Genomic DNA, 22971 nt, shown 5'->3' with positions numbered 1-22971 from the left:
ATTACAGCCATGATTAATCTTGCAGAAGAGATGCACCGCGAGCTTCCAGCCTCACCAGTATTTTTTGGTGTTACCGCATTTGTAGTTTTCGGACTACTTCTTTACTTAGTACTTCGCCTAGACCGAGACTAATTTGTCCCGAGTAGGTATTTACGGCGGAACATTTGACCCAATTCACTTGGGTCATTTGCATGTAATTACCCAACTTCTTGAAAAAAGAATCGTCGATCAACTTTTAGTTGTTCCTGCTGGCGAGCCATTACTTCGCGAACATTCACCGATTGCAACTGCACTACAACGTCGCACTATGTGCCAACTGGCAATCTCTGATTTAGCCTCACAGATTGCTTCAAAGGTACAGGTCAACCCAATAGAAGTTCTTCGAATGGGCCCCAGCTATGCCATCGACACAGTTGAAGCGGTGAAACAGAATTTTCCAGATGACGTAATTGTTCTAGTAATTGGTCAAGATGCCGCCGAAAAGTTAGATCAATGGCATCGAATTGATGAGCTTCGCACAATGGTGGAGTTTGTAGTTATTGCTCGTCCAGGTTACGAGGGTGATGGAATTGATATAGGAGCATTAAATGTTGCCGCGACCACAATTCGTGAAGGTTTGAGCGCAGATGTTTCGTCATCGGTGGCCTCATTTATACGAGAGAATAACCTCTATGACAATTAGCAGCAGAACACTAGAGATCACCCAAGTTGCGGCAAAAGCGGCAATCGACAAAATTGCAGTAGATGTTGTGGCACTTGATCTTTCAGATCAATTGGTGCTCAGCGAGGTTTTCCTAATTGCTACAGGACAAAACGAGGCTCAGGTGGATGCGATCGCAGATGAGGTTGAGCGCCAACTGTCAGCAATCGGAGATAAGCCAGTTCGCCGCGAACATGGTGCCCAATGGATTCTTCTTGATTACTCAGATTTAGTAGTACATGTTCAAAGCGCAGAGCTTCGCAAGTACTACATGCTTGATCGTTTGTGGAATGACTGCCCTGCAATTGATTTAGAAGCTGTGAGGGAGGCTGCCGTTAATGGCCGCTAACAGAATCGTTCTTTGGCGCCACGGCCAAACTGATTGGAATGTTGTAAATCGCTTTCAGGGACATTCAGATATTGCATTGAATGAAGTGGGCGAATTTCAAGCAAAGCATGCTGCACAAATTTTGGCTGGAATGAATCCAACAGGAATCATCTCTAGCGATCTGGGTCGTGCACGAAATACTGCTCAAGCACTTGCCGATCTAGCGGGTTTAACTGTGCAGGTTGATGAAGATCTGCGCGAAACAAATGGCGGATTATGGGAAGGTAAAACAGGCGCAGAAAACCGCGCTGAAGATTTCCACAATTTCATTCGTTGGATTGATGGAGAAGATAACCCTGCCGGCACTACAGGTGAACGCAGAAGCGAGGTTGCAGATCGCGCAGTTCGTGCAATCAAAAAAGCTTTGGCAGATAAAACGGATCAAGTTTTAGTGGTCACAACTCATGGTGGAACAGCACGTTGCATTCTTGGCTCGTTGCTACAACTTCCGATGTCACATTGGGGCGTAATCGGCGGGCTTTCAAATGCATCGTGGTCGATCCTTGAACGCAATCCTCGCCAGTGGAATTTGGTCGAACACAACGCCGGGTCTATTCCAGAACCGGTCTATGGTGAAGAAAGCGGTGCAACTTCCGTCTAAGGCCCGGCGCATCAAATGCGGTAAGGTCTGCACTCGCACGAAAATCGGGGCTATAGCGCAGCTGGTAGCGCACCTGCATGGCATGCAGGGGGTCAGGGGTTCAAATCCCCTTAGCTCCACGTATGAATAACAACGTGAATGAAGAGCGCGAGCACGCGGCATACGACTTTGCCTACGTGCAGGAAAAATGGCTGCCCGTTTGGGATGAACTACAGCCATTTAAATCTGGCCGTGCTGATGATCCACGTGAAAAGAAGTATGTACTGGATATGTTCCCGTATCCATCTGGTGATCTTCACATGGGTCATGCCGAGGCGTATGCACTTGGAGATGTAATCGCTCGTTACTGGGCGCAAAAGGGTTTCAACGTCATGCACCCAATTGGTTGGGATGCTTTTGGTCTTCCTGCAGAAAATGCAGCGATCAAGCGAAACTCTGATCCTCGCATTTGGACTTACGAAAACATTGCGGTGCAAAAGGCTTCAATGCGTCGTTATGCATGTTCATTTGATTGGGATCGCGTATTCAACACATGCGACCCCGAGTACTACAAGTGGAATCAATGGTTGTTCTTAAAGTTCTACGAACGTGGCTTGGCCTATCGCAAGGATTCAGCTGTTAACTGGTGTCCAGGATGCCAAACTGTTTTAGCAAATGAGCAGGTAGTTGCTGGGCTTTGCGAGCGATGTGATTCAACTGTTACTAAGAAGAAGTTGAACCAGTGGTACTTCAAGATCACTGATTACGCGGACCGTTTATTAGATGACATGCAGCAATTAGAAGGTCACTGGCCTGACAAAGTTCTAACTATGCAGCGCAACTGGATCGGTCGTTCAACCGGTGCAAACGTTAAGTTTGCAATTGAAGGCCGCGACGAGCCGGTAACTATTTACACAACTCGTCCAGATACATTGTTTGGTGCAACTTTTATGGTTGTTGCAGTCGATAGCGAGTTAGCCGCTGAACTTGTTCAAGGAACAGGTGTTGAAGCTGAGTTTGCAAAGTACCTAGAAACTATTAAGGCAGCTAGTGATATCGATCGTCTTGCGACAGATCGACCAAAGAGCGGCGTATTCCTTAATCGTTATGCGATTAACCCAGTAAATGGTGAAAAACTACCTATCTGGGCTAGCGATTACGTGTTGGCAGATTACGGAACAGGCGCAATCATGGCTGTACCAGCACATGATCAGCGCGATTTAGATTTCGCACGTGCAATGAAGTTGCCTGTGCGCGTAGTTGTTGAAACCGGGGAAGAGGATCCAAACTCAACTGGCGTTGCAACTGTGGGTGATGGAAAGTTAGTTAACTCAGATTCTTTGAATGGGCTTTCAAAGGCAGAAGCAATTGCTGCGATAAATAAGAAGTTAGAAGCAGAAGGCAAGGGAGTAGCTGCTCGCAACTATCGTTTGCGCGATTGGCTAGTGTCACGTCAGCGTTATTGGGGCACACCAATTCCTATTATTCATTGCCCATCATGTGGCGAGGTTCCAGTTCCGGCAGATCAATTGCCGCTGACCTTGCCAGATGCTGAAGGTTTAGATTTAAAGCCAAAGGGAACATCACCACTTGGTGCTGCAACTGATTGGGTAAATGTGAAGTGCCCTAAGTGTTCAGGGGATGCAAAGCGCGACACCGACACAATGGATACCTTTGTTGACTCTTCTTGGTACTACCTACGGTATGCAGATCCAACAAATGCAACTGAACCTTTCTCTAAGAAAGATGTTGATACTTGGTTGCCAGTTGATCAATACGTTGGCGGAGTAACTCACGCAATCTTGCACCTGCTGTATAGCCGTTTCTTTACCAAGGTTTTGAACGATATGGGAATGGTTGATTTCAATGAACCATTTACCCGTCTACTTAACCAAGGAATGGTTGTTATGGATGGCTCAGCAATGTCTAAGAGCCGCGGCAATCTTGTTCGCCTTTCCGATGAATTAGAAAATCACGGCGTCGATGCAATTCGTCTATCAATGGTTTTCGCAGGACCACCAGAGGATGATGTGGATTGGTCTGATGTTTCACCTTCAGGTTCAGTTAAATTCTTAACCCGTGCGTGGAGATTATCTGGTGATGTAACGAGCCCAGCTGGCGTTGATTTCAGCACTGGTGACCTTGCATTGCGTAAAGCAACTCATAAAGCGCTGCACGATGCCGGTTTTGCCGTTGAATCCTTCCGATTTAACGTTGCAGTTGCCCGCGTGATGGAGCTGGTAAATGCAACTCGCAAGGCGATTGATTCTGGTTGTGGTGCCGCAGATCCTGCAGTTCGCGAAGCAGTTGAAGCGATTGCGATCATGTTGTCACTTGTTGCACCATTTACCGCAGAAGAGATGTGGGAGCGCCTTGGTCACAAGCCATGTGTTGCACTTGCTGGATGGCCTGCTGTTGATGAGAAGTTACTTGTTGCCGATGCGGTGACCGCTGTCATTCAAATTAACGGCAAGATCAAGGATCGTATTGATATTGCGCCTTCTATTTCAGATGTCGATCTTGAAGCCGCGGCTCTTGCTCTACCAAGCATTGTTGAAGCCCTTGCTGGAGCAACGGTTGCTAAGGTGATCACTCGTGCGCCAAAGCTTGTAAATATTGTTATCAACAACTAATTAGCTTTGGTATTTGCGCCATCCCAATAAATTCACACTTGCGCAATGGAACAGTTGCGCACAGCCTTTGAATCTATAAGTAATTGGTGGTTTGACCTTCACTATTCACGCACTCAAAAACGAGCCCTTTTAATTCTCGGTGGACTTCTCTTATTGATTTCCCTTTTTGTAGTCTTACGTGGAAATACCCAATCAAGTGCAGCACCTGAAGTTATTCCGATAACTGTGATCGAACCAGAAATATTTGTAGATGTCACTGGTGCGGTCAATAAGCCAGGTGTCTATACCTTGACCGGAAAATCTAGAGTCATAGATGCCATCAAAGCTGCTGGAGACAGCGCACCTGGTGCAGATCTGAGCACAATTAATTTGGCAAGAATTGTCAATGACGGCGAACAGATCTATGTAGATTCAACTGTCATTAACAGCGCAGGCGTTCGTGTTTCAAAGTCAGTACACACAGGACCGATAAATATCAATCGAGCAACTGCGCATCAATTAGATGCATTAGATGGAATTGGCCCGGTCATCGCTGCACGAATCGTTGAATACCGAAAGACAAATGGTTCATTTACAACAATCGATGATCTGCAAAAGGTAAGCGGAATAGGTGCGGCAAAATTCGCACAGATCAAAGCAAAAGTCAGGATTTAGTTGATTACAGGGCGATAGCCCTGGGAGCGGCATTGTGGTGCGGTGCGTTGCTGCAAAGCGCAGTGTCAACCTGGCGAATCTGCATCGGCGCACTTGTTTTGATCCCGTTGTGCTTCAAGAAATCACGCCTGTTAGTTGTTGTCATTGCGATCTTCGTTGGCGCAACCGCTATGTCAATCCGGCAATCCTCCTTAGAGAGATCTGAAATTGCTCAGCATTTCAATTCATCGATTGATTTTTCAGCTCAAGTAATTTCCGACCCCATGAAAACGAGTACGGGCAAGTACTCATTCACTGCACGGTTAACAGAGTTCGCAGTTACTGATAATTCCTATTTGCTGCGCGTTCCAGTTCGAGTAATTGCACGTAAATCTTTGAACGCCTTGCCAGGTCAGGTGATTAAAGGGCAAGCAAGGGTGATTAAAAGTTCAGAGTCTCGAGTTGCTGCATTGTTATTAGTAGATGCGGATCTCTTGATTGCAACTGAACCTTCACGCTGGGCTGCAACCCTTGGCTCGATTAGATCGGGTTTAAGAAATTACTCAGGCGAAGGGGATGCAGGTGCATTAATTCCAGGAATGGTGCTGGGAGATACCTCAAAGCAAAGCGCAGATTTCAAGGATGCAATGAAACGTTCGGGCCTGACGCACTTAGTCGCTGTCAGTGGTGCAAACTTTGCAATCGTTTCGAGTTTTGTTTTATGGTGCATGCAGTTCTTCATCAAACGAACACAGCATCGCTTATTGGCAACTGCAATCGCACTGAGCTGTTTTATTGCATTAGTCAGACCATCTCCTTCAGTATTGCGTGCAGCAGCTATGGCGGCAGTCTTATTGTCTGCACAAGCGAGTAAACGTCGCACTGATTCATTGCCTGCGTTGGGCTTTGCAATTGCTGCCGTAGTAATTGGTGATCCTTGGCAGGCCCAAGATGCTGGTTTTGCACTTTCAGTATTGGCAACGGCAGGACTGTTGCTGCTGGCGCCAGTAATTGGAGATAAGTTACCGACGCACAAAAAGTTAGCAGGCGCGCTTGCCCCACCCATCGCAGCCATGCTTTTTTGTTCTCCGATTTTAGTCGCGCTATCTGGCTACTTATCTCCAATGAGCATTGTCGCGAATCTACTAGCGGCACCTTTTGTAGCGCCCATAACGATCTTAGGGTTTATTGCTGCATTAGTGTCCCCAGTTGCACCATTTCTAACAGTTGCTTTAGTTGCAGTAATTCGAATCCCAGCAGGGTTAATTGCCGGTATCGCCCGCCGCATTGCAGAGTTTCCGGTTTTAACTATTCACAATGGAAAAATCGGTTTTCTCATTGTGGCAATAGTGATTGCGTATCTGTGGCTCTTTAAGAAGAGCTGGCGCACAACCACAGCCATTTTTGTTGTTGCAGTTCTAGCGTTAACGTGGATACAACGATGGCCAGCAGGAGATTGGCAGATCGCAAACTGCGATGTAGGCCAAGGTGATTCGATGGTTATTAATCTGCATCATGGTCAGGCTATTGTTATTGATGTCGGGCCAGATCCAGTTGCTGAAGATAAATGTTTGCGAGCACTTGGAATACATCAAGTTCCGCTATTGATCCTTTCGCATTTTCATGCAGACCATGTCGGTGGCCTTTCAGGATTGGTTAAATCTCGCGATGTTCAGCAAACCTGGATTAGTAACAATTTAGAACCAGTACTAGAAAGCACGCACTCTCTTCAACTATTACAAAATAGCCAGATCACGACTGTACAAAAAGGAATGACAGCATCAATTGCGGGCATCACCTTTGAAGTTCTGTGGCCAGATGTAAGTACCCATAACTTTGAATCAATGCCAGGTGAAGGCTCGGTCATCAATAACTCAAGTATCGCCATGATTGTTTCTACAACCGACTGGAGCATCTTTACCGCAGGAGATCTCGAGCCTCCAGCACAACATGAAATTTTAGGAAATGTGCGTGCGGTGGATATTTATAAGGTCTGCCATCACGGCTCGAAATACCAAGATGCAGGGCTGATGAAATCTCTTTCTGCTCAAATTGCCGTCATAAGCGTGGGGGCTAAAAACTCATATGGCCACCCCGCTGCAGAAACTATCGCCTCTTTGACTAGACTCGGCACACAAGTTGTTCGAACAGATAGAGATGGCGCACTGGCGATCACCGCTAAAGCCCATCATTTACGGGTTCGAAAAAGTAAGGGAACAATCAGGTTGTTCTATTGGAGCTAAGGGAGAGAGCAATGAATGCGTTGTACTTGATCCTTGGCTCAGAAACCGCTCTTGCAGATCGAGCGCTCACTAAATTGAACGCACAGTTAAAAGAGGAAAAGTGCGAGATCACAACATTATTCGCCGCCGACACAATTGTTGGAGACATTGCAGATGCATTAGCTCCATCTTTATTTTCTGAGCGTCGTGCATTAATTATTCGCGATCTTCAAGATCTGCCTGAAGATAATCGGGATGAGATCACTCGCTATATCGAACAACCAGATCCAACAACCACCGTTATCTTTGTTCACAAAGGTGGAGTAAAAGGTAAAGCACTCCTTGATGCGATCAAAAAAGCTAAACCTGAATTAATTGCTTGTGATCCTTTAAAGAAGGAAGCAGAAAAGGAAGAGTTTGTTAAATCTCTTTTCTTAGATTTGGGGCGTAAGGCATCAACTGGTGCTGTCTCTGCATTAGTTGGAGCACTCGGAAATGATCTTCGCGAATTACAGGGTGCAGTCGGACAGATTGCAGCCGATGCACCATCGGGATTAATTGATGAAGCGATGGTTGATAAGTACCACCAAGGTCGAGTTGAAACAACAGGCTTTGATGTTGCAGATGCAACATTGGATGGAAATTTATCGGCGGCACTTATTTCGTTACGTAGTGCCCTAGAAACTGGAACTGATCCAGTAATGATCACCAGTGCGATTGCATCCTCTTTGCGTTCACTCGCAAAGGTGGCAGGCGCAAACCGCAATCAAAAATCATTTGAACTTGCCGGTCAGCTTGGAATGGCGCCTTGGCAGATCGATAAGGCCCGTCGTCAGCTCAACCGTTGGAGCCCAGCCCAAATCGCTGATGCCGTTGGGGCGATCGCCCTGGCAGATGCTGAAGTAAAGGGAGCGGCCAGTGACCCTATTTATGCGCTTGAAAAGGCTGTGACCAGGATCGTCTCATCGCAATTTGACCGCTAAGCACACGCTTGCGTACGCTTACCCTCTGCCCACGGACCTCGATTAGGTCAAGGCTTAGAACATGAACTGGAGTAACACGTGTACGCAATCGTTAAAGCTGGCGGACGCCAGGAGAAGGTCGCAGTTGGCGACACAGTAATCGTTGATCATATCGACGCTGCTGCTGGCTCAACTGTTTCATTCCCTGCCGTACTAGTAGTAGATGGTGCAGCTGTTACAACAGACCCAAAGGTTTTGTCTGGCGTAAAGGTAACTGGAGAAGTTATCGAAGAGCTAAAGGGACCAAAGATCGACATCTTGCGTTACAAGAACAAGACAGGTCACCGTCGTCGCCAGGGATTCCGTGCGCAACTGACTCGTGTAAAAATTACCGCCATCAACGGCGCGAAGTAAGGGAGACGAAGTAAATGGCAAGTAAGAAGGGTGTCTCCTCGACACGAAACGGTCGCGATTCCAATCCACAGTACCTTGGTATCAAGCGTTTCGGCGGACAAGAAGTTAATGCTGGCGAAATTTTAGTTCGTCAGCGCGGAACACATTTTCACCCAGGCAAGAACGTTGGTCGCGGTAAGGATGACACTCTGTTTGCACTAGCTGCAGGCGTTGTTGAATTCGGTCGCGCTCGCGGTCGCCGTGTAGTGAATGTGGCTCCGGTAGCTTAATTTTAGGTTTCTTGTAAAAGAGCGAGCCGTAATCATGCGGCTCGCTTTTTTCATTCCAGCGTTAATTGCACAGAAAAGAAAGGGAGTTAAACAATGACAACATTTGTTGATCGTGTGACTCTCTACGCCGCTGCCGGAAAAGGTGGCGATGGTTGCGTCTCTGTTAAGCGCGAAAAATTTAAGCCACTTGGTGGACCAGATGGCGGTAACGGCGGACGCGGCGGAGATGTCATTCTCATCGTCGATCCAAGCGTTACAACACTTCTAGATTTCCACCATTCACCACATCGCAAAGCAACATCTGGTCATCAGGGTTACGGCGATCGTAAAGATGGACACCAAGGCGAGGATTTAATTCTTGGCGTTCCAAATGGAACAGTTATTTATGATCAAAAGGGCGAACAAATCGCAGATTTGATCGGCAATGGAACAACTTTTATCGCAGCACAAGGTGGTTTTGGCGGTCTTGGAAACCTTGCACTGTCATCATCAAAGCGACGCGCACCAGGCTTTGCATTACTTGGTGAACCAGGCGAAGAGCGCACATTAACCCTTGAATTAAAGAGCGTTGCAGATATCGCATTAGTTGGATTTCCAAGTGCCGGAAAGTCTTCATTAATTGCTGCTGTTTCTGCTGCACGTCCAAAGATCGCTGATTATCCATTTACAACATTGGTTCCAAACCTTGGTGTTGTTCAAGCAGGAGAAACACGATTCACCGTTGCAGATGTACCAGGACTTATTCCAGGTGCCTCACAAGGAAAGGGCCTTGGCCTTGAATTCCTTCGCCACGTTGAACGCTGCGTTGCTCTAGTGCATGTATTGGATTGCGGAACATTGGAAACAGATCGCAACCCTGTTGCAGATCTTGAAGCGATTGAAAATGAACTTGCACTGTACGGCGGACTTGAAGATCGTATTCGTATCGTTGCGCTTAACAAGATTGACTTGCCAGATGGAAAAGCTATGGCTGAAATGGTTGAACAAGAGCTGCGCGATAAGGGGTACGAGGTTTACTCAGTATCTGCTGCGTCACGCGAAGGTTTGCAAGATCTCATTTATGCAATGGGTCGATTAGTTCATAAGAATCGAGTTGAAGCAGGAGTGCCTGAGCGCACACGAATTATTTTGCGACCAGTTGCAGTTGATGACTCTGGATTTACCGTTCGTACAAATGCAGATGGTTCATTCACTATTCGCGGTAAGAAGGTAGAACGTTGGGTTCGCCAAACTAACTTTAAGAACGCTGAAGCGATTGGATACCTTGCAGATCGTCTTGCTCAACTTGGAGTTGAAAAAGAGTTGTACAAGCAAGGCGCTGTCGCAGGAAGTGAAGTTCGAATTGGCGATGGAGATACCGAAGTTATCTTTGATTGGGAGCCAACGATCGAAGCTGGCGCCGAACAACTTGCTGGTCACCTTCACCGTCGTGGAGAAGATTCACGTCTTGAGACCACTTGGAATATGCCTGAGCGCGTAGAAGATGTCCTAAGCGATGAAGAAATCGCGCAGCAGTGGGAATACAACGTTGTTGACCCGCATACACCTAAACTTTCAGCACCGATTGTTAAAGAAGTCGAAGAGGATGGAGATGACAAGTGAGCCGAGAGCAGATCACCTCTGCAAAGCGCATCGTCATCAAGATTGGCTCCTCCTCTCTAACGGGTAAAGCTGGTTCAGCACTTGATGCTCAAGCGGTAAACAAACTTGTAGATGTTGTTGCAGCGTGTAAAAAACGGGGCGCTGAAGTTGTTGTTGTTTCATCAGGTGCAATCGCAGCAGGTCTTGCTCCACTTGGTTTAACTACTCGACCAAAAGATCTGGCCACTCAACAAGCTGCAGCATCTGTTGGTCAAGGGCTATTAGTCGCTCAATACACACAAAGCTTTGCTCGACATTCAATTACCGCATCTCAGGTGTTATTAACTACTGAAGATGTTGTGCGACGTTCACATTACCAAAATGCACAACGCACCTTGTATCGCTTATTGCAATTGGGTGTTGTTCCAATCATTAATGAAAATGACTCTGTCGGAACTCAAGAGATTCGCTTTGGCGATAATGATCGCTTAGCTGCATTAGTTGCTCTGCTGATTGGTGCTGATTTATTAGTTCTGGTTTCAGATATCGATGCTTTGTATGACGCACCTCCATCACAAGCAGGTGCGCAAAAAATTCATGAAGTCTCATCTGTTGCAGATATTGAAGGCGTCACATTAGGTGGAGCAGGCGCTGCAGGTGTTGGCAGTGGGGGAATGGTTACCAAGGTTGAGGCTGCGCGCATCGCAACATCGGCTGGAATTCCAATGCTTCTGACTTCTCTAGAAGATTCAGATAAGTCACTTGCTGGTGAAAAATTTGGAACCCATTTCCATGCTCAAGCGAGCAAGACAACCTCGCGGTTGTTGTGGCTTGCACATGCAACAAAGTCTCATGGCAAGTTAATTTTGGATGCTGGTGCGGTAACTGCGATTTTGGAACGCGGCGTTTCCTTACTTCCAGCGGGAGTAACCGCTGTCGAAGGCGAATTTATTTCAGGAGATGCCGTGGAACTAGTTGGTCCAGATGGCAAGGTGATTGCGCGAGGGTTAGTCGCATTTGATTCAGAGGATCTGCCACAGATGCTGGGTCGTTCCACAAAGGAGCTAGCAGCAGCACTTGGTGCAGAGTACGAACGCGAATTAGTTCATCGCGACGACTTAGTTCTTCTCTGACTAGTTTTTTTCTGCTATCTCCTTCAAAACTGCGGCAACTTTCGAACTGATTCCATCCGCACTTGTTGGCATATCTGACAACTTCACAATAATGGTGTCATGCAGAGCATCTTGATAGATGTATTGACCATGTAAGCCTAGCATCAGATTAATTCCTGGGTATGGATGCCACATTTGTGCGCCATAACCCCAGCCGTAATCCAAAGTAACTGCAGGAGTCGAAAGTCGCGCCTTCCATGAAGTGCTTGCAATCTTGGGCTCACCTGTCATCAGTGCTAACCCAACGCGAGCATAATCACGTGCGGTTGCGTTAAAACAACAAAAAGCTTTCTCATGCCCACCTACGCGATCAACATTCCATGTCGCGTTGAAATCTGCGCCAACCTTTTGCCAGATACGTTCACTAAAAGCATCTGCTAATTTCTGGCCGGTAATCTTTTGAACAATCAACCCAAGCATCTGTGTATTTACAGATCGGTACTCAGGATAAGTTCCTGGTTCCTCAGTCATCTTTCGATTGTGCATCAAGAACCAATCGATATCGGTGGATGCATACATCTGTGCGATAGCTACACCCCATCCTGATGGACCTGTTGGGTAGTTATCTGAGACCCCAACACCAGAATTCATGTCGAGCAAATCTTTAATTGTCACCTTGTCGAAGGATGTCCCAGCCTTAAACTGCGGCAAGATGCTTACAAAAGTATCGCTTTCTTTGATCTTCCCTTCATCGATTAATTGACCAATAACAAGTGAGGTCATTGTCTTTGCAACTGAATATGAAGGAAGAACTGTTGACTGTGTCTTTCCATTAAAATACTTTTCGTACGTAATTTTTCCTTTACGAATTACCAAGAATGCATTGGTGTTTGTATCTTCTAAGAAGGTAGAAAAGGGTTGCTTTTTCCCGTTCCAAGTAACTTCTGTGATTTCTTCGGTAGTTCCCATTGGCAGTGGAGCTCCTGGCACCGCCTTGATTACATGAGCTGGCATTAAATCTGGAGTTTTTGATGCCGGAGCTAATCCGAGTTTTATGGCAGCGATTGGTTCGGGGTAGTGAATTACCTTTGTAAGGCCGAACAATGCGGCGTAAAGAACGACAAGAATGATTGCAACTCTGCGGATTAATTTGATCACGAACTCATGCTAACTCCCGCTAGGCTTGAACCCATGGACGCCAAGGTATTAATTTCTAATCTTGCTGATTCGGCTCGCATCGCTGGCCGAACGTTGAGTGTTGCCACAGGCGCGCAGCGAAAGGCAGCACTTCTTGCGATTGCAGATGCAATTGAAGCCAGAGGCGCTGAAATTTTGGCAGCAAATGAAAAGGATATGGAAGCTGGACGTTCGGCGGGTCTGAACTCTTCTCTGCTTGATCGATTACTACTTACCCCAGAACGCATCAAAGGAATCGCTGGGGGAGCGCGTCAAGTAAGTGAACTTCCAGATCCACTTGGAATCACCTTGCGTCAATCAACACTTCCAAACGGCATTGAACTGGAGCAAATTTCTGTTCCTTTTGGTGTTATCGGAATGGTCTATGAAGCACGTCCAAATGTCACAGTTGATGCAGCGGTTATCTTGTTGATGTCAGGAAACGCGGCTTTATTGCGTGGTTCATCAAGTGCGGCACACAGCAACGAGGTCTTAGTTCGAGTTATGCGCGAAGCTTTGGCTTCAACATCAATTTCACCAGATGTGATTCAGTTGGTTCCATCTGAAGATCGCGAAACGGTAAAGGCTTTGCTGAATGCTCGCGGAAAGGTGGATTTAGTTATTCCACGTGGAAGTGCAGCGCTGATTCGCATGGTTGTTGATGAATCGACTGTTCCAACAATTGAAACCGGTGCAGGTGTTTGCCATGTTTATATTGATGAGTTTGCAGATCTAACCAAAGCTGTTCCAATTATTATCAACTCAAAGGTTCAGCGCCCAAGTGTGTGCAATGCAGCTGAGACATTATTGGTGCATTCAAAGATCGCCGATTCTTTTATGCCAACAGCACTTAAGGCACTTCATGAAGCAGGAGTTATTGTGCACGCCGATGCTGCAACCCTTGCGCTTGCAAAGAGCGCCGGCATCCCTGCAACCTTGGCAACAGATGAAAACTTTTGCACCGAGTACGGAACTCTTGAGATGAATGTGGCAATTGTTGATTCAGTTGATGCGGCAAGCGCCCACATTGCCAAGTACGGAACTCAACATACCGAGGCGATAATTTCGGAAAATAAAGAGAATGTGAAGAGATTTATCGCGTTGGCAGATTGCGCCGCCGTTATGGTGAATACATCCACTCGATTTACAGATGGCGAGCAAATGGGCTTTGGTGCTGAAATCGGTATCTCAAATCAGAAATTACATGCCCGTGGCCCAATGGGACTTGAAGCGATGACCACCACAACCTGGATCGTTACCGGAAATGGGCAAATTCGCAGTTAAGCCTGCTTTTAATTAGACTGAGCCGCATGAGCAGCCTTTCACGTGATGATGTCGCAAAACTTGCTGGCCTAGCCCGCATCGAAATGAGCGATGAAGAGTTAGTAAATCTGTCTAATGAGTTCACAGTTATCTTGGATGCGGTTGCTCGCGTACAGGAAGTTGCTGGAGCCGATGTTGAACCAACATCCCACCCATTGCCACTTCGCAACATTTTTCGCGCAGATGTAGTTGTGCCAAGTCTGACTCCAGAAGAAGCGCTATCTGGTGCTCCTGCGCAAGAAGATCAACGCTTCCGCGTTCCACAGATTTTGGGTGAAGAATGATTCGTAACACCGCATCCGAAATGGCGGCAAAGCTTGCTGCCGGAGAAACAACATCAGTTGCTTTAACTCAGGCACATCTAGCTCGCATTAAAGCGGTTGATACAGATGTTCATGCATTTCTTCATGTTGATACTGAAGGTGCACTTGCTCAAGCCGCTGCAGTAGATGCAAAGCGCGCAAAGGGTGAAAAGATGTCACCACTTGCTGGTGTTCCGCTTGCTCTTAAAGATGTAATGGCGCAAAAGGGTATTCCAACAACATGTGGTTCAAAGATTCTTGAGGGATGGCGACCACCGTACGACTCAACAGTTGTCGCAAACCTAAAGAAGAATGACATTATTATCTTGGGTAAGACCAATATGGATGAGTTCGCGATGGGTTCATCGACTGAAAACTCTGCATACGGACCAACACATAACCCTTGGGATTTAACTCGTATCCCTGGCGGTTCTGGCGGAGGTTCATCAGCAGCCCTTGCAGCTTTTGAGGCACCACTTGCAATTGGTACAGATACTGGTGGATCAATTCGCCAACCAGCTGCTGTAACCGGAACAGTTGGTGTGAAGCCAACCTACGGTGGAGTTTCACGCTTTGGTTTAGTTGCCTTCTCATCATCACTTGATCAAGCAGGTCCATGTGCGCGCACAGTTTTAGATACAGCGCTATTACATGAAGCGATTGCAGGACATGATCCAAAGGATGCAACAAGTATTAATGCACCAGTTCCTCAGGTAGTCGCTGCAGCAAAATCTGGCGATGTTAAAGGAATGAAGATTGGTGTTGTTAAAGAACTCAATGGCGATGGATACCAGCCAGGAGTTCGTGCCCGCTTTGAAGAGTCCCTTGAACTATTAGCAAAGGCTGGCGCTGAAATTGTTGAAGTTTCAGCACCAAACTTTGAGTACGCACTTGCTGCTTACTACTTAATTGCACCATCAGAGTGCTCATCTAACTTGGCCCGCTTTGACGCAATGCGCTACGGCTTGCGCGTTGGTGATGTTGATGGAGCCTCAGCTGAATCTGTCATGAACCTGACCCGTGAGGTTGGTTTCGGTAAAGAGGTTAAGCGCCGCATTATTTTGGGAACCTATGCATTGTCATCTGGTTACTACGACGCGTATTACGGCAGTGCGCAAAAGGTTCGAACGCTGATTACACAAGATTTCACAAATGCTTTTGAAAAGGCAGATGTTCTTGTTTCACCAACATGTCCAACAACCGCATTTAAAATCGGTGAAAAGGCTAATGATCCGCTAGCTATGTACTTGAATGACATTGCAACAATTCCAGTAAACATGGCGGGAATTGGCGGAATGTCATTGCCTTCAGGATTAGCTGATGAAGATGGTCTGCCAGTTGGTTTCCAAATTATGTCGCCTGTTATGAAGGATGAGCGCATGTACTCAGTTGGTGCGGCACTTGAAGCGGCGCTGCTATCAAAGTGGGGCGCTCCATTACTGGATAAAGCCCCAGCGTTGGGAGGTGCGCGATGACTCTTTCATACGATGATGTAGTTGCTAAGTACGAACCAGTACTAGGTCTTGAAGTTCACGTTGAACTCAATACAAACTCAAAGATGTTTTGTGGTTGCAGCACTGTATTTGGTGCAGAACCAAACACTCAGACGTGTCCTGTTTGTTTAGCACTTCCTGGAGCCCTGCCTGTAGTTAATGAAAAGGCGATCGAATCAACGATCAAGATCGGTCTTGCGCTTAACTGTTCAATCGCACCATTTTCACGCTTTGCTCGTAAGAATTACTTCTACCCAGATATGCCAAAGAACTTCCAGATTTCTCAGTATGACGAGCCAATCTGTGTTGATGGATATGTAGATGTTGAAATCGAAACAGATGAGGGTCCAAAGAAGTTCCGTGTAGAGGTAGAACGCGTACACATGGAAGAGGACACAGGTAAGTCTCTTCACGTTGGTGGCGCAACAGGACGAATCCATGGCGCTGAATACTCATTATTGGATTACAACCGTGCCGGAATTCCATTGGTTGAAATTGTTACCAAGATTGTTCCTGGTACAGGTAAGTACGCACCAGAGGTTGCAAAGGCATATGTTGCTGAGCTTCGCGACATCCTTCGCTCATTGGGCGTTAGCGATGTGAAGATGGAGCAAGGCTCATTGCGTTGCGACGCAAATGTTTCATTACGTTTGATCGGTGCAGAAAAGCTTGGCACACGAAGTGAAACAAAGAACGTTAACTCACTTCGCTCAGTTGAACGTGCTGTTCGTGGTGAAATGATTCGTCATGCAGAGCTTCTGAATGCTGGTGGGCGAGTAGTTCAAGAAACTCGTCACTTCCAAGAGGACACCGGATTAACACGTTCTGGCCGTTCAAAGGAACAAGCCGAGGATTACCGATACTTCCCAGAGCCAGATCTAGTGCCGGTTGCACCTGATGCTGCATGGATCGAAACATTGCGTGCTGCTTTGCCTGAGCGACCATCAATTCGTCGCAAGCGTCTGCAAGAAGCATGGGCTGTTCCTGATAAGGAAATGGCAGCAATGATTAATGCAGATGTTTTAGATATTGTTGAAGCAACTGTGTTGTTAGGTGCAGATCCTGCAAAGGCTCGCAGCTGGTGGCTTGGTGAAATTTCACGTATTGCAAATGACAAGGAAGTTGCCTTGGCTGAGCTTGCGATTACACCGCAAGATGTTGCAGAGATTGTTGCACTCGTTAACGCAGGTGAACTAACTGACAAGCTTGCACGTCAAGTTGTCGAAGGTGTTATCGCTGGCGAAGGAAAGCCTTCAGATGTTGTCGCAAAGCGCGGAATCAAAGTTGTAAATGATGACGGTGCGCTGATGGCAGCGATTGAAAAGGTGTGTGCTGAACAAGCAGACACCGCTGAAAAGGTTCGCGGTGGACACATCCCTGCAGCAGGAGCATTGATTGGTGCGGTGATGAAAGAGACAAAGGGCCAAGCAGATGCTGCTCGCGTACGAGAGCTTCTACTTGGCCACCTTGGACAAGCTGCTAATTAATTAGTGAAAGCCTGCGCCTTCGTTTTCAACGAGTGACTCTTTACCGATATTAATAAAGAAGAACAGCACGATTGCTCCGATAAATAGCAAACCTGCACTGAACTTAAATGCGACTGTAAAGCCATGAGTCATTGCAAATGGCATTACAGCTTTTCCTAGCTCGGTATGAGCAGCTGCATATGTAGTTGTCGCAGTTGCGGCAATAGTGTTGAGCAACGCTGTTCCTAGTGATCCACCAATCTGCTGACTTGTATTCACCATCGCACTTGCAACACCTGTGTCATGGTTTGAAACCGCATGAAGTGATGTTGAAGTTAATGGAATAAACACAAGTGCCATGCCGCTAGACATGATCAGAAGCGATGGAACTACATGTGTTAAGTATGAAGTTTCAGGAGTAATACGGGTTAAAAGCAGTAAGCCAACGCTTGCTGCGAGTAAACCTGGAACCATCAATGGCTTTGGCCCAAACTTTGGAAGCAGGGCTGATGCAATTCCTGCGAAGGTAATAATTCCAAAGGTGAATGGTAGGAATGCAAAACCTGATCGCAATGGGCTGTAACCAAGAACTACCTGAAGGTAAAGTCCTAGGAACAAGAACATTGAGAATAGTCCGGCACCAACTACAAGTGAGCCAAGGTATGAACCACCACGATTGCGCTCTGTAATTACACGAAGTGGCATCAAAGGATTCTTCACACGCATTTCGATCGATACAAATACAACCAGTAGAACAACCGCTGCCACCAAGAATGAGATTGTGGTTGTTGAGCTCCAGCCCTTGCTTGCAGCTTCATTAAAGCCGTAGGTAAGCGAGAATAATCCAGCGGTTGCAGTGATTACACCTGGAATGTCGTAGGTGTTATCTCCTTCTGCCTTTGATTCATGTACAAACTTAATTGCAAGAATTGCAGCAGCGATTGCGATTGGTGTGTTTACACCAAGGCACCAGCGCCACGAGAAGAACTCAGTCAATGTTCCACCAAGGATTAAACCGATTGCAGCTCCACCGCCAGAGATTGCACCGATTACGCCGAAAGCTTTTGCGCGCTCCTTAGGAACTGTAAATGTCACAGAAATAATCGCTAAAGCAGCTGGTGCAAGAAGTGCACCGAAAACACCCTGCAGTGCTCGCGATGCAAACAAGAGTCCCTGAGTTGATGCGATTCCACCAAGTGCTGAAGCGGCGGCAAAACCAATTAAACCGATAAGGAAGATCTTCTTGCGGCCCATGTAGTCACCGATTCGTCCACCCAAAAGCAGTAGTGAACCAAAAGCCAAGGTGTACGCAGTGATAACCCATTGCTGATTAGCATCTGAGATACCAAGGTCGATCTTCGCGCTGGGAATTGCAATATTCATGATGGAGCTATCGAGCACCAGCATTAATTGTGAAATAGCGACGACGAAAAGGGTGCGCCATCTAGTTGGGTCAAGGCCTTCGATCTCGGTGTTTTTTGACACGCAAATGCTCCAGTTCAGATTAATTGATTTGTTATCAAGAGGGTAGAATTCTCTCATGGCCACGATGAAACCTCGCTCTGGAGTAGTCACAGATGGACTCGAAAGAGCTCCAGCACGCGGAATGTTGCGCGCAGTTGGTATGGGGGATGCGGATTGGGTTAAACCTCAAATCGGAATTGCATCTTCGTGGAATGAAATCACACCATGCAACCTTTCATTGGACCGTTTAGCAAAGGCCTCGAAGCAAGGCGTTATTGATGCTGGTGGCTTCCCAATGCAATTCGGGACCATTTCTGTTTCTGATGGAATTTCAATGGGCCATGAAGGAATGCACTTTTCATTAGTATCCCGCGAAGTAATTGCGGATTCAGTTGAAACTGTTATGCAGGCAGAACGCCTCGATGGCATGGTCACATTTGCCGGTTGCGATAAATCACTTCCCGGAATGATGATGGCAGCGGCACGTATTGATGTCGCAAGTGTTTTTGTTTACGCAGGTTCTACCTTGCCAGGTCAGGTTGATGGCAAAGATGTAACGATCATTGATGCCTTTGAGGCAGTTGGTGCTTGTGCACGTGGATTGATTACTCAAGATCGCGTTGATGCGATTGAGCGAGCAATCTGTCCAGGTGAAGGTGCTTGCGGCGGTATGTACACAGCAAACACAATGGCAAGTATTGGTGAAGCTATAGGGCTTTCACTTCCAGGATCTGCTGCACCTCCAGCTGTTGATCGCCGTCGCGACACTTATGCAATCGCATCAGGTGCTGCAGTTGTTGAGTTGATCCGTCAAGGAATCACAACCCGCGATATTTTGAGCAAGCAGGCATTTGAAAATGCAATCACAATTTTGATGGCCCTTGGTGGTTCAACAAATGCTGTGCTGCACTTATTAGCTATTGCTAACGAGGCACGCGTAGATCTAGAGCTTCATGACTTCCATCGAATCGGTTCAAAGGTTCCATTACTTGGTGATTTAAAGCCATTTGGAAAGTTTGTAATGAGCGATGTTGATAAGGTCGGTGGAATTCCAGTTGTTCTCAAAGGTTTACTCGATGCAGGTTTATTGCACGGTGATGTTCTAACAGTTACCGGAAAGACAATGGCTGAAAACCTTAAAGAGGTTGCACCGCCAGATCCTGATGGACAAATTTTGCGTGCAGTTTCATCACCAATTTCAACAGATGTTGGAATCACAATTCTTGGTGGAACACTTGCTACCGAAGGTGCTGTATGTAAGACGGCCGGAATCGGTATTGAAAGTTTTGAAGGACCTGCTCGAGTATTTGAGCGCGAGCAAGCTGCAATGGAAGCCCTTGAAAATGGAACAATTCAAGCTGGCGATGTTGTAGTTATTCGCTACGAAGGTCCTAAGGGCGGACCAGGAATGCGCGAGATGTTAATGATCACTGGCGCAATCAAGGGTGCAGGCCTTGGTAAATCAACATTGCTATTAACTGATGGTCGATTCTCAGGTGGTTCAACGGGTCTATGTGTTGGACACGTTGCACCTGAAGCTGTCGACGGGGGACCGATCGCATTTATTAAAGATGGCGACAGAGTTCGCATCGACATCACTAATCGCACATTGGATTTGCTTGTTGATCCTGCAGAACTTGAAGCTCGCAAGGTTGGTTGGAAGCCTCTGCCACACAAGTACACCCGCGGTGTATTGGCGAAGTATTCAAAGCTAGTGGGCTCTGCCTCAAAGGGTGCGGTCTGCGACTAACCCCCTCTCAAATTGTGAGATCTCTATCTCAACTCTTGACGCACAGGCTCATTCATTGGAGAATAAGTCCATGAGCACAACATTTGTGGTGGTGATTTAAAGGCGCGTGATCGGTATTTGATCATGCGCCACCCTCAGTTATCTGAGGGTTTTTTCATTTCACCCCATGGATCTACAAGCGAAAGGAGATGGATATGAGCAAGAAGATGAGTGGAGCTAGTTCACTCGTGCAATCTTTGGAGTCTGCCGGCGTCGATGTGATGTTCGGACTTCCAGGTGGCGCGATTCTTCCTGCATACGATCCAATCTTTGATAGCAAGATCCGCCACATCTTGGTTCGCCACGAGCAAGGAGCAGGTCACGCTGCAACTGGATACGCGCAAGTTACTGGTCGCGTAGGAGTTTGTATTGCAACCTCAGGACCAGGTGCCACAAACCTTGTTACTCCGCTCGCTGATGCTGCAATGGATTCAGTTCCAATGGTTGCAATCACGGGTCAGGTTCCATCAGTTGCAATCGGAACAGATGCATTCCAAGAAGCAGATATTCGCGGAATCACAATGCCATTTACAAAGCACAATTATTTAATTACTGATCCAAAGGATATTCCGCGTGCAATCGCAGAGGCTTTCTACATTGCAGGATCAGGTCGTCCGGGCCCAGTACTTGTAGATATTGCAAAGGATGCACTGCAAAAGGAAACTGAATTTGTGTATCCAAAGGAGGTTTCACTTCCTGGATACCACCCACAAGTAGATCCTGAAAACCAAGCTATTAAAGATGCAGCTGCATTAATTGCGCAATCAGCAAAGCCTGTTTTCTATGTTGGTGGCGGAGTAATCAAGGCGAACGCTTCTAAAGAGCTAATGCAGTTAGCGGAATTAGTTGGAGCACCTGTTGTTACAACTTTGATGGCACTTGGTTCTTTCCCAGATAGTCATCCACAACACCTTGGTATGCCAGGAATGCACGGAACAGTTGCCGCTGTTACTGCACTTCAAAAGGCCGATCTTTTGATCACACTTGGTGCGCGATTTGATGACCGTGTTACCGGAAAGCTTTCTACCTTTGCAGTTAATGCAAAGGTAATTCACGCAGATATTGATCCTGCTGAAATCGGTAAGAATCGTTACGCAGATGTTCCAGTTGTTGGAGATCTAAAGCGCACCATCGCTGCATTAATCCCTGCAGTGAAGGCGGAATTTGCAAAGAATCAGCCTGATTTAGCGCCATGGATCGCATCTATGAACAAGCTACGTGCGACATATCCACTGGGTTATGAACTTCCAAAGGATGGATCACTTTCTCCTCAGTATGTAATTGAACGACTAAGTGCAATTACTGGACCAGATGCAATCTATGTTGCAGGCGTTGGTCAGCACCAGATGTGGGCTTCTCAATTTGTAAAGTATGAAAAGCCTCGTACCTGGTTGAACTCTGGTGGACTCGGAACAATGGGCTACGCAGTTCCTGCTGCAATGGGTGCAAAAGTTGGAGCACCAGACACAACTGTGTGGGCAATTGATGGCGATGGTTGCTTCCAGATGACTAACCAAGAGTTAGTTACTTGCGCGCTAAACAACATTCCTATCAAGGTAGCGATCATTAACAATGAATCATTAGGAATGGTTCGCCAGTGGCAGACCTTGTTCTACGAAGGTCGTTACTCAAATACATCTTTGGAATCAAAGCGCATTCCTGACTTTGTAAAGCTTGCAGATGCAATGGGTTGCGTCGGTTTAACCTGCGATCGCCCAGAAGATGTAGATGCAATTATCAAGAAGGCAAACTCAATTAATGATCAACCAGTTGTTGTTGATTTCAGAGTTTTTCGAGATGCAATGGTGTGGCCAATGGTTGCAGCAGGAACATCTAATGACGACATTATGATCGCGCGCGAACTAGCGCCTGACTGGGATTCACAGGAGCTCTAATGAGTACACATACACTCGCCGTTCTAGTTGAAAACTCACCTGGTGTACTTGCACGTGTTGCGGGCTTGTTCTCACGCCGTGCTTACAACATCGATTCATTGGCTGTTGGACCAACTGAAAATCCAAATATTTCCAGAATGACAATTGTCATCAATGTTGAAAGTCACTCACTTGAACAAGTTATTCGTCAATTGGATAAGTTGATTAACGTGATTCATATTGCAGAGCTCAAGACATCAGATTCTGTTCAGGCAGAACTTTTGTTGGTAAAGATTTCTGCAACATCCAAGAACCGCTTCGATGTTGATGCGGTTTGTGAAACTTACGGTGCAACGATCGTTGATGAGGATTTCGAGTCATTAACTCTTGAAGCCACAGGGGATGCGACCAAGATCAGTGATCTACTTAACGCTTTAGAGCGATTTGGCATTCGCGAACTGGCTCAATCAGGCCTTGTCGCCATTGAGCGTGGCAGCGGCTCGCTCGCAGACCGTACCCTTAGCACTCAAAGTATTCCTACCGCAGATAGCGGTCAGGCTGATTACCAAAACTAGTAACGACTAAACACA

At 46.7% G+C, this 22971-nt stretch carries 21 protein-coding genes and 1 tRNA gene; 20 read left to right on the top strand and 2 right to left on the bottom strand.

Annotated features, from left to right (window positions below):
• Nucleotides 1–9 precede the first annotated feature (9 nt).
• From AC8GFU_RS04895 to proB, 13 genes are all read left to right on the top strand, one after another.
• On the top strand, nt 10–132 hold the full coding sequence (locus AC8GFU_RS04895) for a hypothetical protein (RefSeq protein ID WP_506626029.1): 123 nt from the start codon (nt 10–12) through the stop codon (nt 130–132).
• A 1-nt stretch (nt 133) separates the two neighbouring features.
• Nucleotides 134–682 carry a nicotinate (nicotinamide) nucleotide adenylyltransferase gene (nadD, locus tag AC8GFU_RS04890; protein ID WP_506626028.1) on the top strand — a complete coding sequence of 183 codons (549 nt, stop codon included), beginning with the start codon at nt 134–136 and terminating at the stop codon, nt 680–682.
• Entirely contained in the window at nt 672–1049 is a 378-nt protein-coding gene (gene rsfS, locus AC8GFU_RS04885; protein ID WP_506626027.1) for a ribosome silencing factor, read from the top strand. Before nadD ends, rsfS begins: the two co-directional genes overlap by 11 nt.
• A complete protein-coding gene (locus tag AC8GFU_RS04880; protein ID WP_506626026.1) occupies nt 1039–1689 on the top strand; it encodes a histidine phosphatase family protein in 651 nt (216 codons plus the stop codon). The genes rsfS and AC8GFU_RS04880 overlap by 11 nt, the downstream gene beginning before the upstream one ends.
• 46 nt (nt 1690–1735) lie before the next feature.
• Nucleotides 1736–1808, top strand: a tRNA-Ala gene (locus AC8GFU_RS04875).
• A 3-nt stretch (nt 1809–1811) separates the two neighbouring features.
• Nucleotides 1812–4301, top strand: a complete 2490-nt coding sequence (gene leuS, locus AC8GFU_RS04870; RefSeq protein WP_506626025.1) for a leucine--tRNA ligase — start codon at nt 1812–1814, stop codon at nt 4299–4301.
• 45 nt (nt 4302–4346) lie between these two features.
• Entirely contained in the window at nt 4347–4955 is a 609-nt protein-coding gene (locus AC8GFU_RS04865) for a ComEA family DNA-binding protein (protein ID WP_506626024.1), read from the top strand.
• Nucleotides 4956–5017: 62 nt separating this feature from the next.
• Nucleotides 5018–7177, top strand: a complete 2160-nt coding sequence (locus AC8GFU_RS04860; protein ID WP_506626023.1) for a DNA internalization-related competence protein ComEC/Rec2 — start codon at nt 5018–5020, stop codon at nt 7175–7177.
• A gap of 11 nt (nt 7178–7188) precedes the next feature.
• Nucleotides 7189–8139, top strand: coding sequence for a DNA polymerase III subunit delta (gene holA, locus AC8GFU_RS04855; RefSeq protein ID WP_506626022.1), 951 nt, complete (start codon nt 7189–7191; stop codon nt 8137–8139).
• A gap of 78 nt (nt 8140–8217) precedes the next feature.
• Entirely contained in the window at nt 8218–8532 is a 315-nt protein-coding gene (gene rplU, locus AC8GFU_RS04850; RefSeq protein WP_506626021.1) for a 50S ribosomal protein L21, read from the top strand.
• A 14-nt stretch (nt 8533–8546) separates the two neighbouring features.
• Nucleotides 8547–8801, top strand: a complete 255-nt coding sequence (gene rpmA, locus AC8GFU_RS04845; protein WP_445821026.1) for a 50S ribosomal protein L27 — start codon at nt 8547–8549, stop codon at nt 8799–8801.
• A gap of 93 nt (nt 8802–8894) precedes the next feature.
• Nucleotides 8895–10403 carry a GTPase ObgE gene (gene obgE / locus AC8GFU_RS04840; RefSeq protein WP_506626020.1) on the top strand — a complete coding sequence of 503 codons (1509 nt, stop codon included), beginning with the start codon at nt 8895–8897 and terminating at the stop codon, nt 10401–10403.
• Entirely contained in the window at nt 10400–11515 is a 1116-nt protein-coding gene (proB, locus tag AC8GFU_RS04835) for a glutamate 5-kinase (protein ID WP_506626019.1), read from the top strand. Before obgE ends, proB begins: the two co-directional genes overlap by 4 nt.
• On the opposite strand, the gene AC8GFU_RS04830 is transcribed toward proB, so the two are convergent.
• Nucleotides 11516–12652 (bottom strand): serine hydrolase domain-containing protein, encoded by a 1137-nt coding sequence (locus AC8GFU_RS04830; RefSeq protein WP_506626018.1) that lies wholly within the window; start codon nt 12650–12652, stop codon nt 11516–11518. It abuts the gene before it with no gap.
• Between the two features lie 33 nt (nt 12653–12685).
• On the opposite strand from AC8GFU_RS04830, the gene AC8GFU_RS04825 reads away from it, so the two are divergent.
• From AC8GFU_RS04825 to gatB, 4 genes are read left to right on the top strand one after another with little or no spacing between them, the layout of a single operon-like run.
• Nucleotides 12686–13954, top strand: coding sequence for a glutamate-5-semialdehyde dehydrogenase (locus AC8GFU_RS04825; RefSeq protein WP_506626017.1), 1269 nt, complete (start codon nt 12686–12688; stop codon nt 13952–13954).
• A gap of 26 nt (nt 13955–13980) precedes the next feature.
• Nucleotides 13981–14277 carry an Asp-tRNA(Asn)/Glu-tRNA(Gln) amidotransferase subunit GatC gene (gene gatC / locus AC8GFU_RS04820; RefSeq protein ID WP_506626016.1) on the top strand — a complete coding sequence of 99 codons (297 nt, stop codon included), beginning with the start codon at nt 13981–13983 and terminating at the stop codon, nt 14275–14277.
• The gene (gene gatA / locus AC8GFU_RS04815; RefSeq protein WP_506626015.1) at nt 14274–15770 is read left to right on the top strand and encodes an Asp-tRNA(Asn)/Glu-tRNA(Gln) amidotransferase subunit GatA; all 1497 of its coding nucleotides are present in this window, start codon (nt 14274–14276) and stop codon (nt 15768–15770) included. The genes gatC and gatA overlap by 4 nt, the downstream gene beginning before the upstream one ends.
• A complete protein-coding gene (gatB, locus tag AC8GFU_RS04810) occupies nt 15767–17275 on the top strand; it encodes an Asp-tRNA(Asn)/Glu-tRNA(Gln) amidotransferase subunit GatB (RefSeq protein ID WP_506626014.1) in 1509 nt (502 codons plus the stop codon). The genes gatA and gatB overlap by 4 nt, the downstream gene beginning before the upstream one ends.
• On the opposite strand, the gene AC8GFU_RS04805 is transcribed toward gatB, so the two are convergent.
• A complete protein-coding gene (locus AC8GFU_RS04805) occupies nt 17276–18739 on the bottom strand; it encodes an MFS transporter (protein WP_506626013.1) in 1464 nt (487 codons plus the stop codon).
• Between the two features lie 55 nt (nt 18740–18794).
• Between AC8GFU_RS04805 and ilvD the strand changes: the two genes are divergently transcribed.
• From ilvD to ilvN, 3 genes are all read left to right on the top strand, one after another.
• Nucleotides 18795–20468, top strand: a complete 1674-nt coding sequence (gene ilvD, locus AC8GFU_RS04800; RefSeq protein ID WP_506626012.1) for a dihydroxy-acid dehydratase — start codon at nt 18795–18797, stop codon at nt 20466–20468.
• 194 nt (nt 20469–20662) lie between these two features.
• Complete coding sequence (locus AC8GFU_RS04795) at nt 20663–22402, top strand: acetolactate synthase large subunit (RefSeq protein ID WP_506626011.1); 1740 nt, start codon at nt 20663–20665, stop codon at nt 22400–22402.
• Complete coding sequence (ilvN, locus tag AC8GFU_RS04790; protein WP_506626010.1) at nt 22402–22956, top strand: acetolactate synthase small subunit; 555 nt, start codon at nt 22402–22404, stop codon at nt 22954–22956. Before AC8GFU_RS04795 ends, ilvN begins: the two co-directional genes overlap by 1 nt.
• The last annotated feature ends 15 nt before the right edge of the window (nt 22957–22971 follow it).

Origin of the sequence: Planktophila warneckei (SeqCode), assembly GCF_965234675.1 — a bacterium.
GTDB classification, from domain to species: Bacteria; Actinomycetota; Actinomycetes; order Nanopelagicales; family Nanopelagicaceae; genus Planktophila; species Planktophila warneckei.
This window is presented reverse-complemented; position numbering and strand designations above follow the sequence as displayed.

What these genes read in the sequence shown, in the direction of transcription:
- AC8GFU_RS04895 (WP_506626029.1), top strand. Translation starts at nt 10, where the DNA reads ATGATTAATCTTGCAGAAGAGATGCACCGCGAGCTTCCAGCCTCACCA.
- rsfS (WP_506626027.1), top strand. Translation starts at nt 672, where the DNA reads ATGACAATTAGCAGCAGAACACTAGAGATCACCCAAGTTGCGGCAAAA.
- AC8GFU_RS04880 (WP_506626026.1), top strand. Translation starts at nt 1,039, where the DNA reads ATGGCCGCTAACAGAATCGTTCTTTGGCGCCACGGCCAAACTGATTGG.
- leuS (WP_506626025.1), top strand. Translation starts at nt 1,812, where the DNA reads ATGAATAACAACGTGAATGAAGAGCGCGAGCACGCGGCATACGACTTT.
- AC8GFU_RS04865 (WP_506626024.1), top strand. Translation starts at nt 4,347, where the DNA reads ATGGAACAGTTGCGCACAGCCTTTGAATCTATAAGTAATTGGTGGTTT.
- holA (WP_506626022.1), top strand. Translation starts at nt 7,189, where the DNA reads ATGAATGCGTTGTACTTGATCCTTGGCTCAGAAACCGCTCTTGCAGAT.
- rpmA (WP_445821026.1), top strand. Translation starts at nt 8,547, where the DNA reads ATGGCAAGTAAGAAGGGTGTCTCCTCGACACGAAACGGTCGCGATTCC.
- obgE (WP_506626020.1), top strand. Translation starts at nt 8,895, where the DNA reads ATGACAACATTTGTTGATCGTGTGACTCTCTACGCCGCTGCCGGAAAA.
- AC8GFU_RS04825 (WP_506626017.1), top strand. Translation starts at nt 12,686, where the DNA reads ATGGACGCCAAGGTATTAATTTCTAATCTTGCTGATTCGGCTCGCATC.
- gatC (WP_506626016.1), top strand. Translation starts at nt 13,981, where the DNA reads ATGAGCAGCCTTTCACGTGATGATGTCGCAAAACTTGCTGGCCTAGCC.
- gatA (WP_506626015.1), top strand. Translation starts at nt 14,274, where the DNA reads ATGATTCGTAACACCGCATCCGAAATGGCGGCAAAGCTTGCTGCCGGA.
- gatB (WP_506626014.1), top strand. Translation starts at nt 15,767, where the DNA reads ATGACTCTTTCATACGATGATGTAGTTGCTAAGTACGAACCAGTACTA.
- ilvD (WP_506626012.1), top strand. Translation starts at nt 18,795, where the DNA reads ATGGCCACGATGAAACCTCGCTCTGGAGTAGTCACAGATGGACTCGAA.
- AC8GFU_RS04795 (WP_506626011.1), top strand. Translation starts at nt 20,663, where the DNA reads ATGAGCAAGAAGATGAGTGGAGCTAGTTCACTCGTGCAATCTTTGGAG.
- ilvN (WP_506626010.1), top strand. Translation starts at nt 22,402, where the DNA reads ATGAGTACACATACACTCGCCGTTCTAGTTGAAAACTCACCTGGTGTA.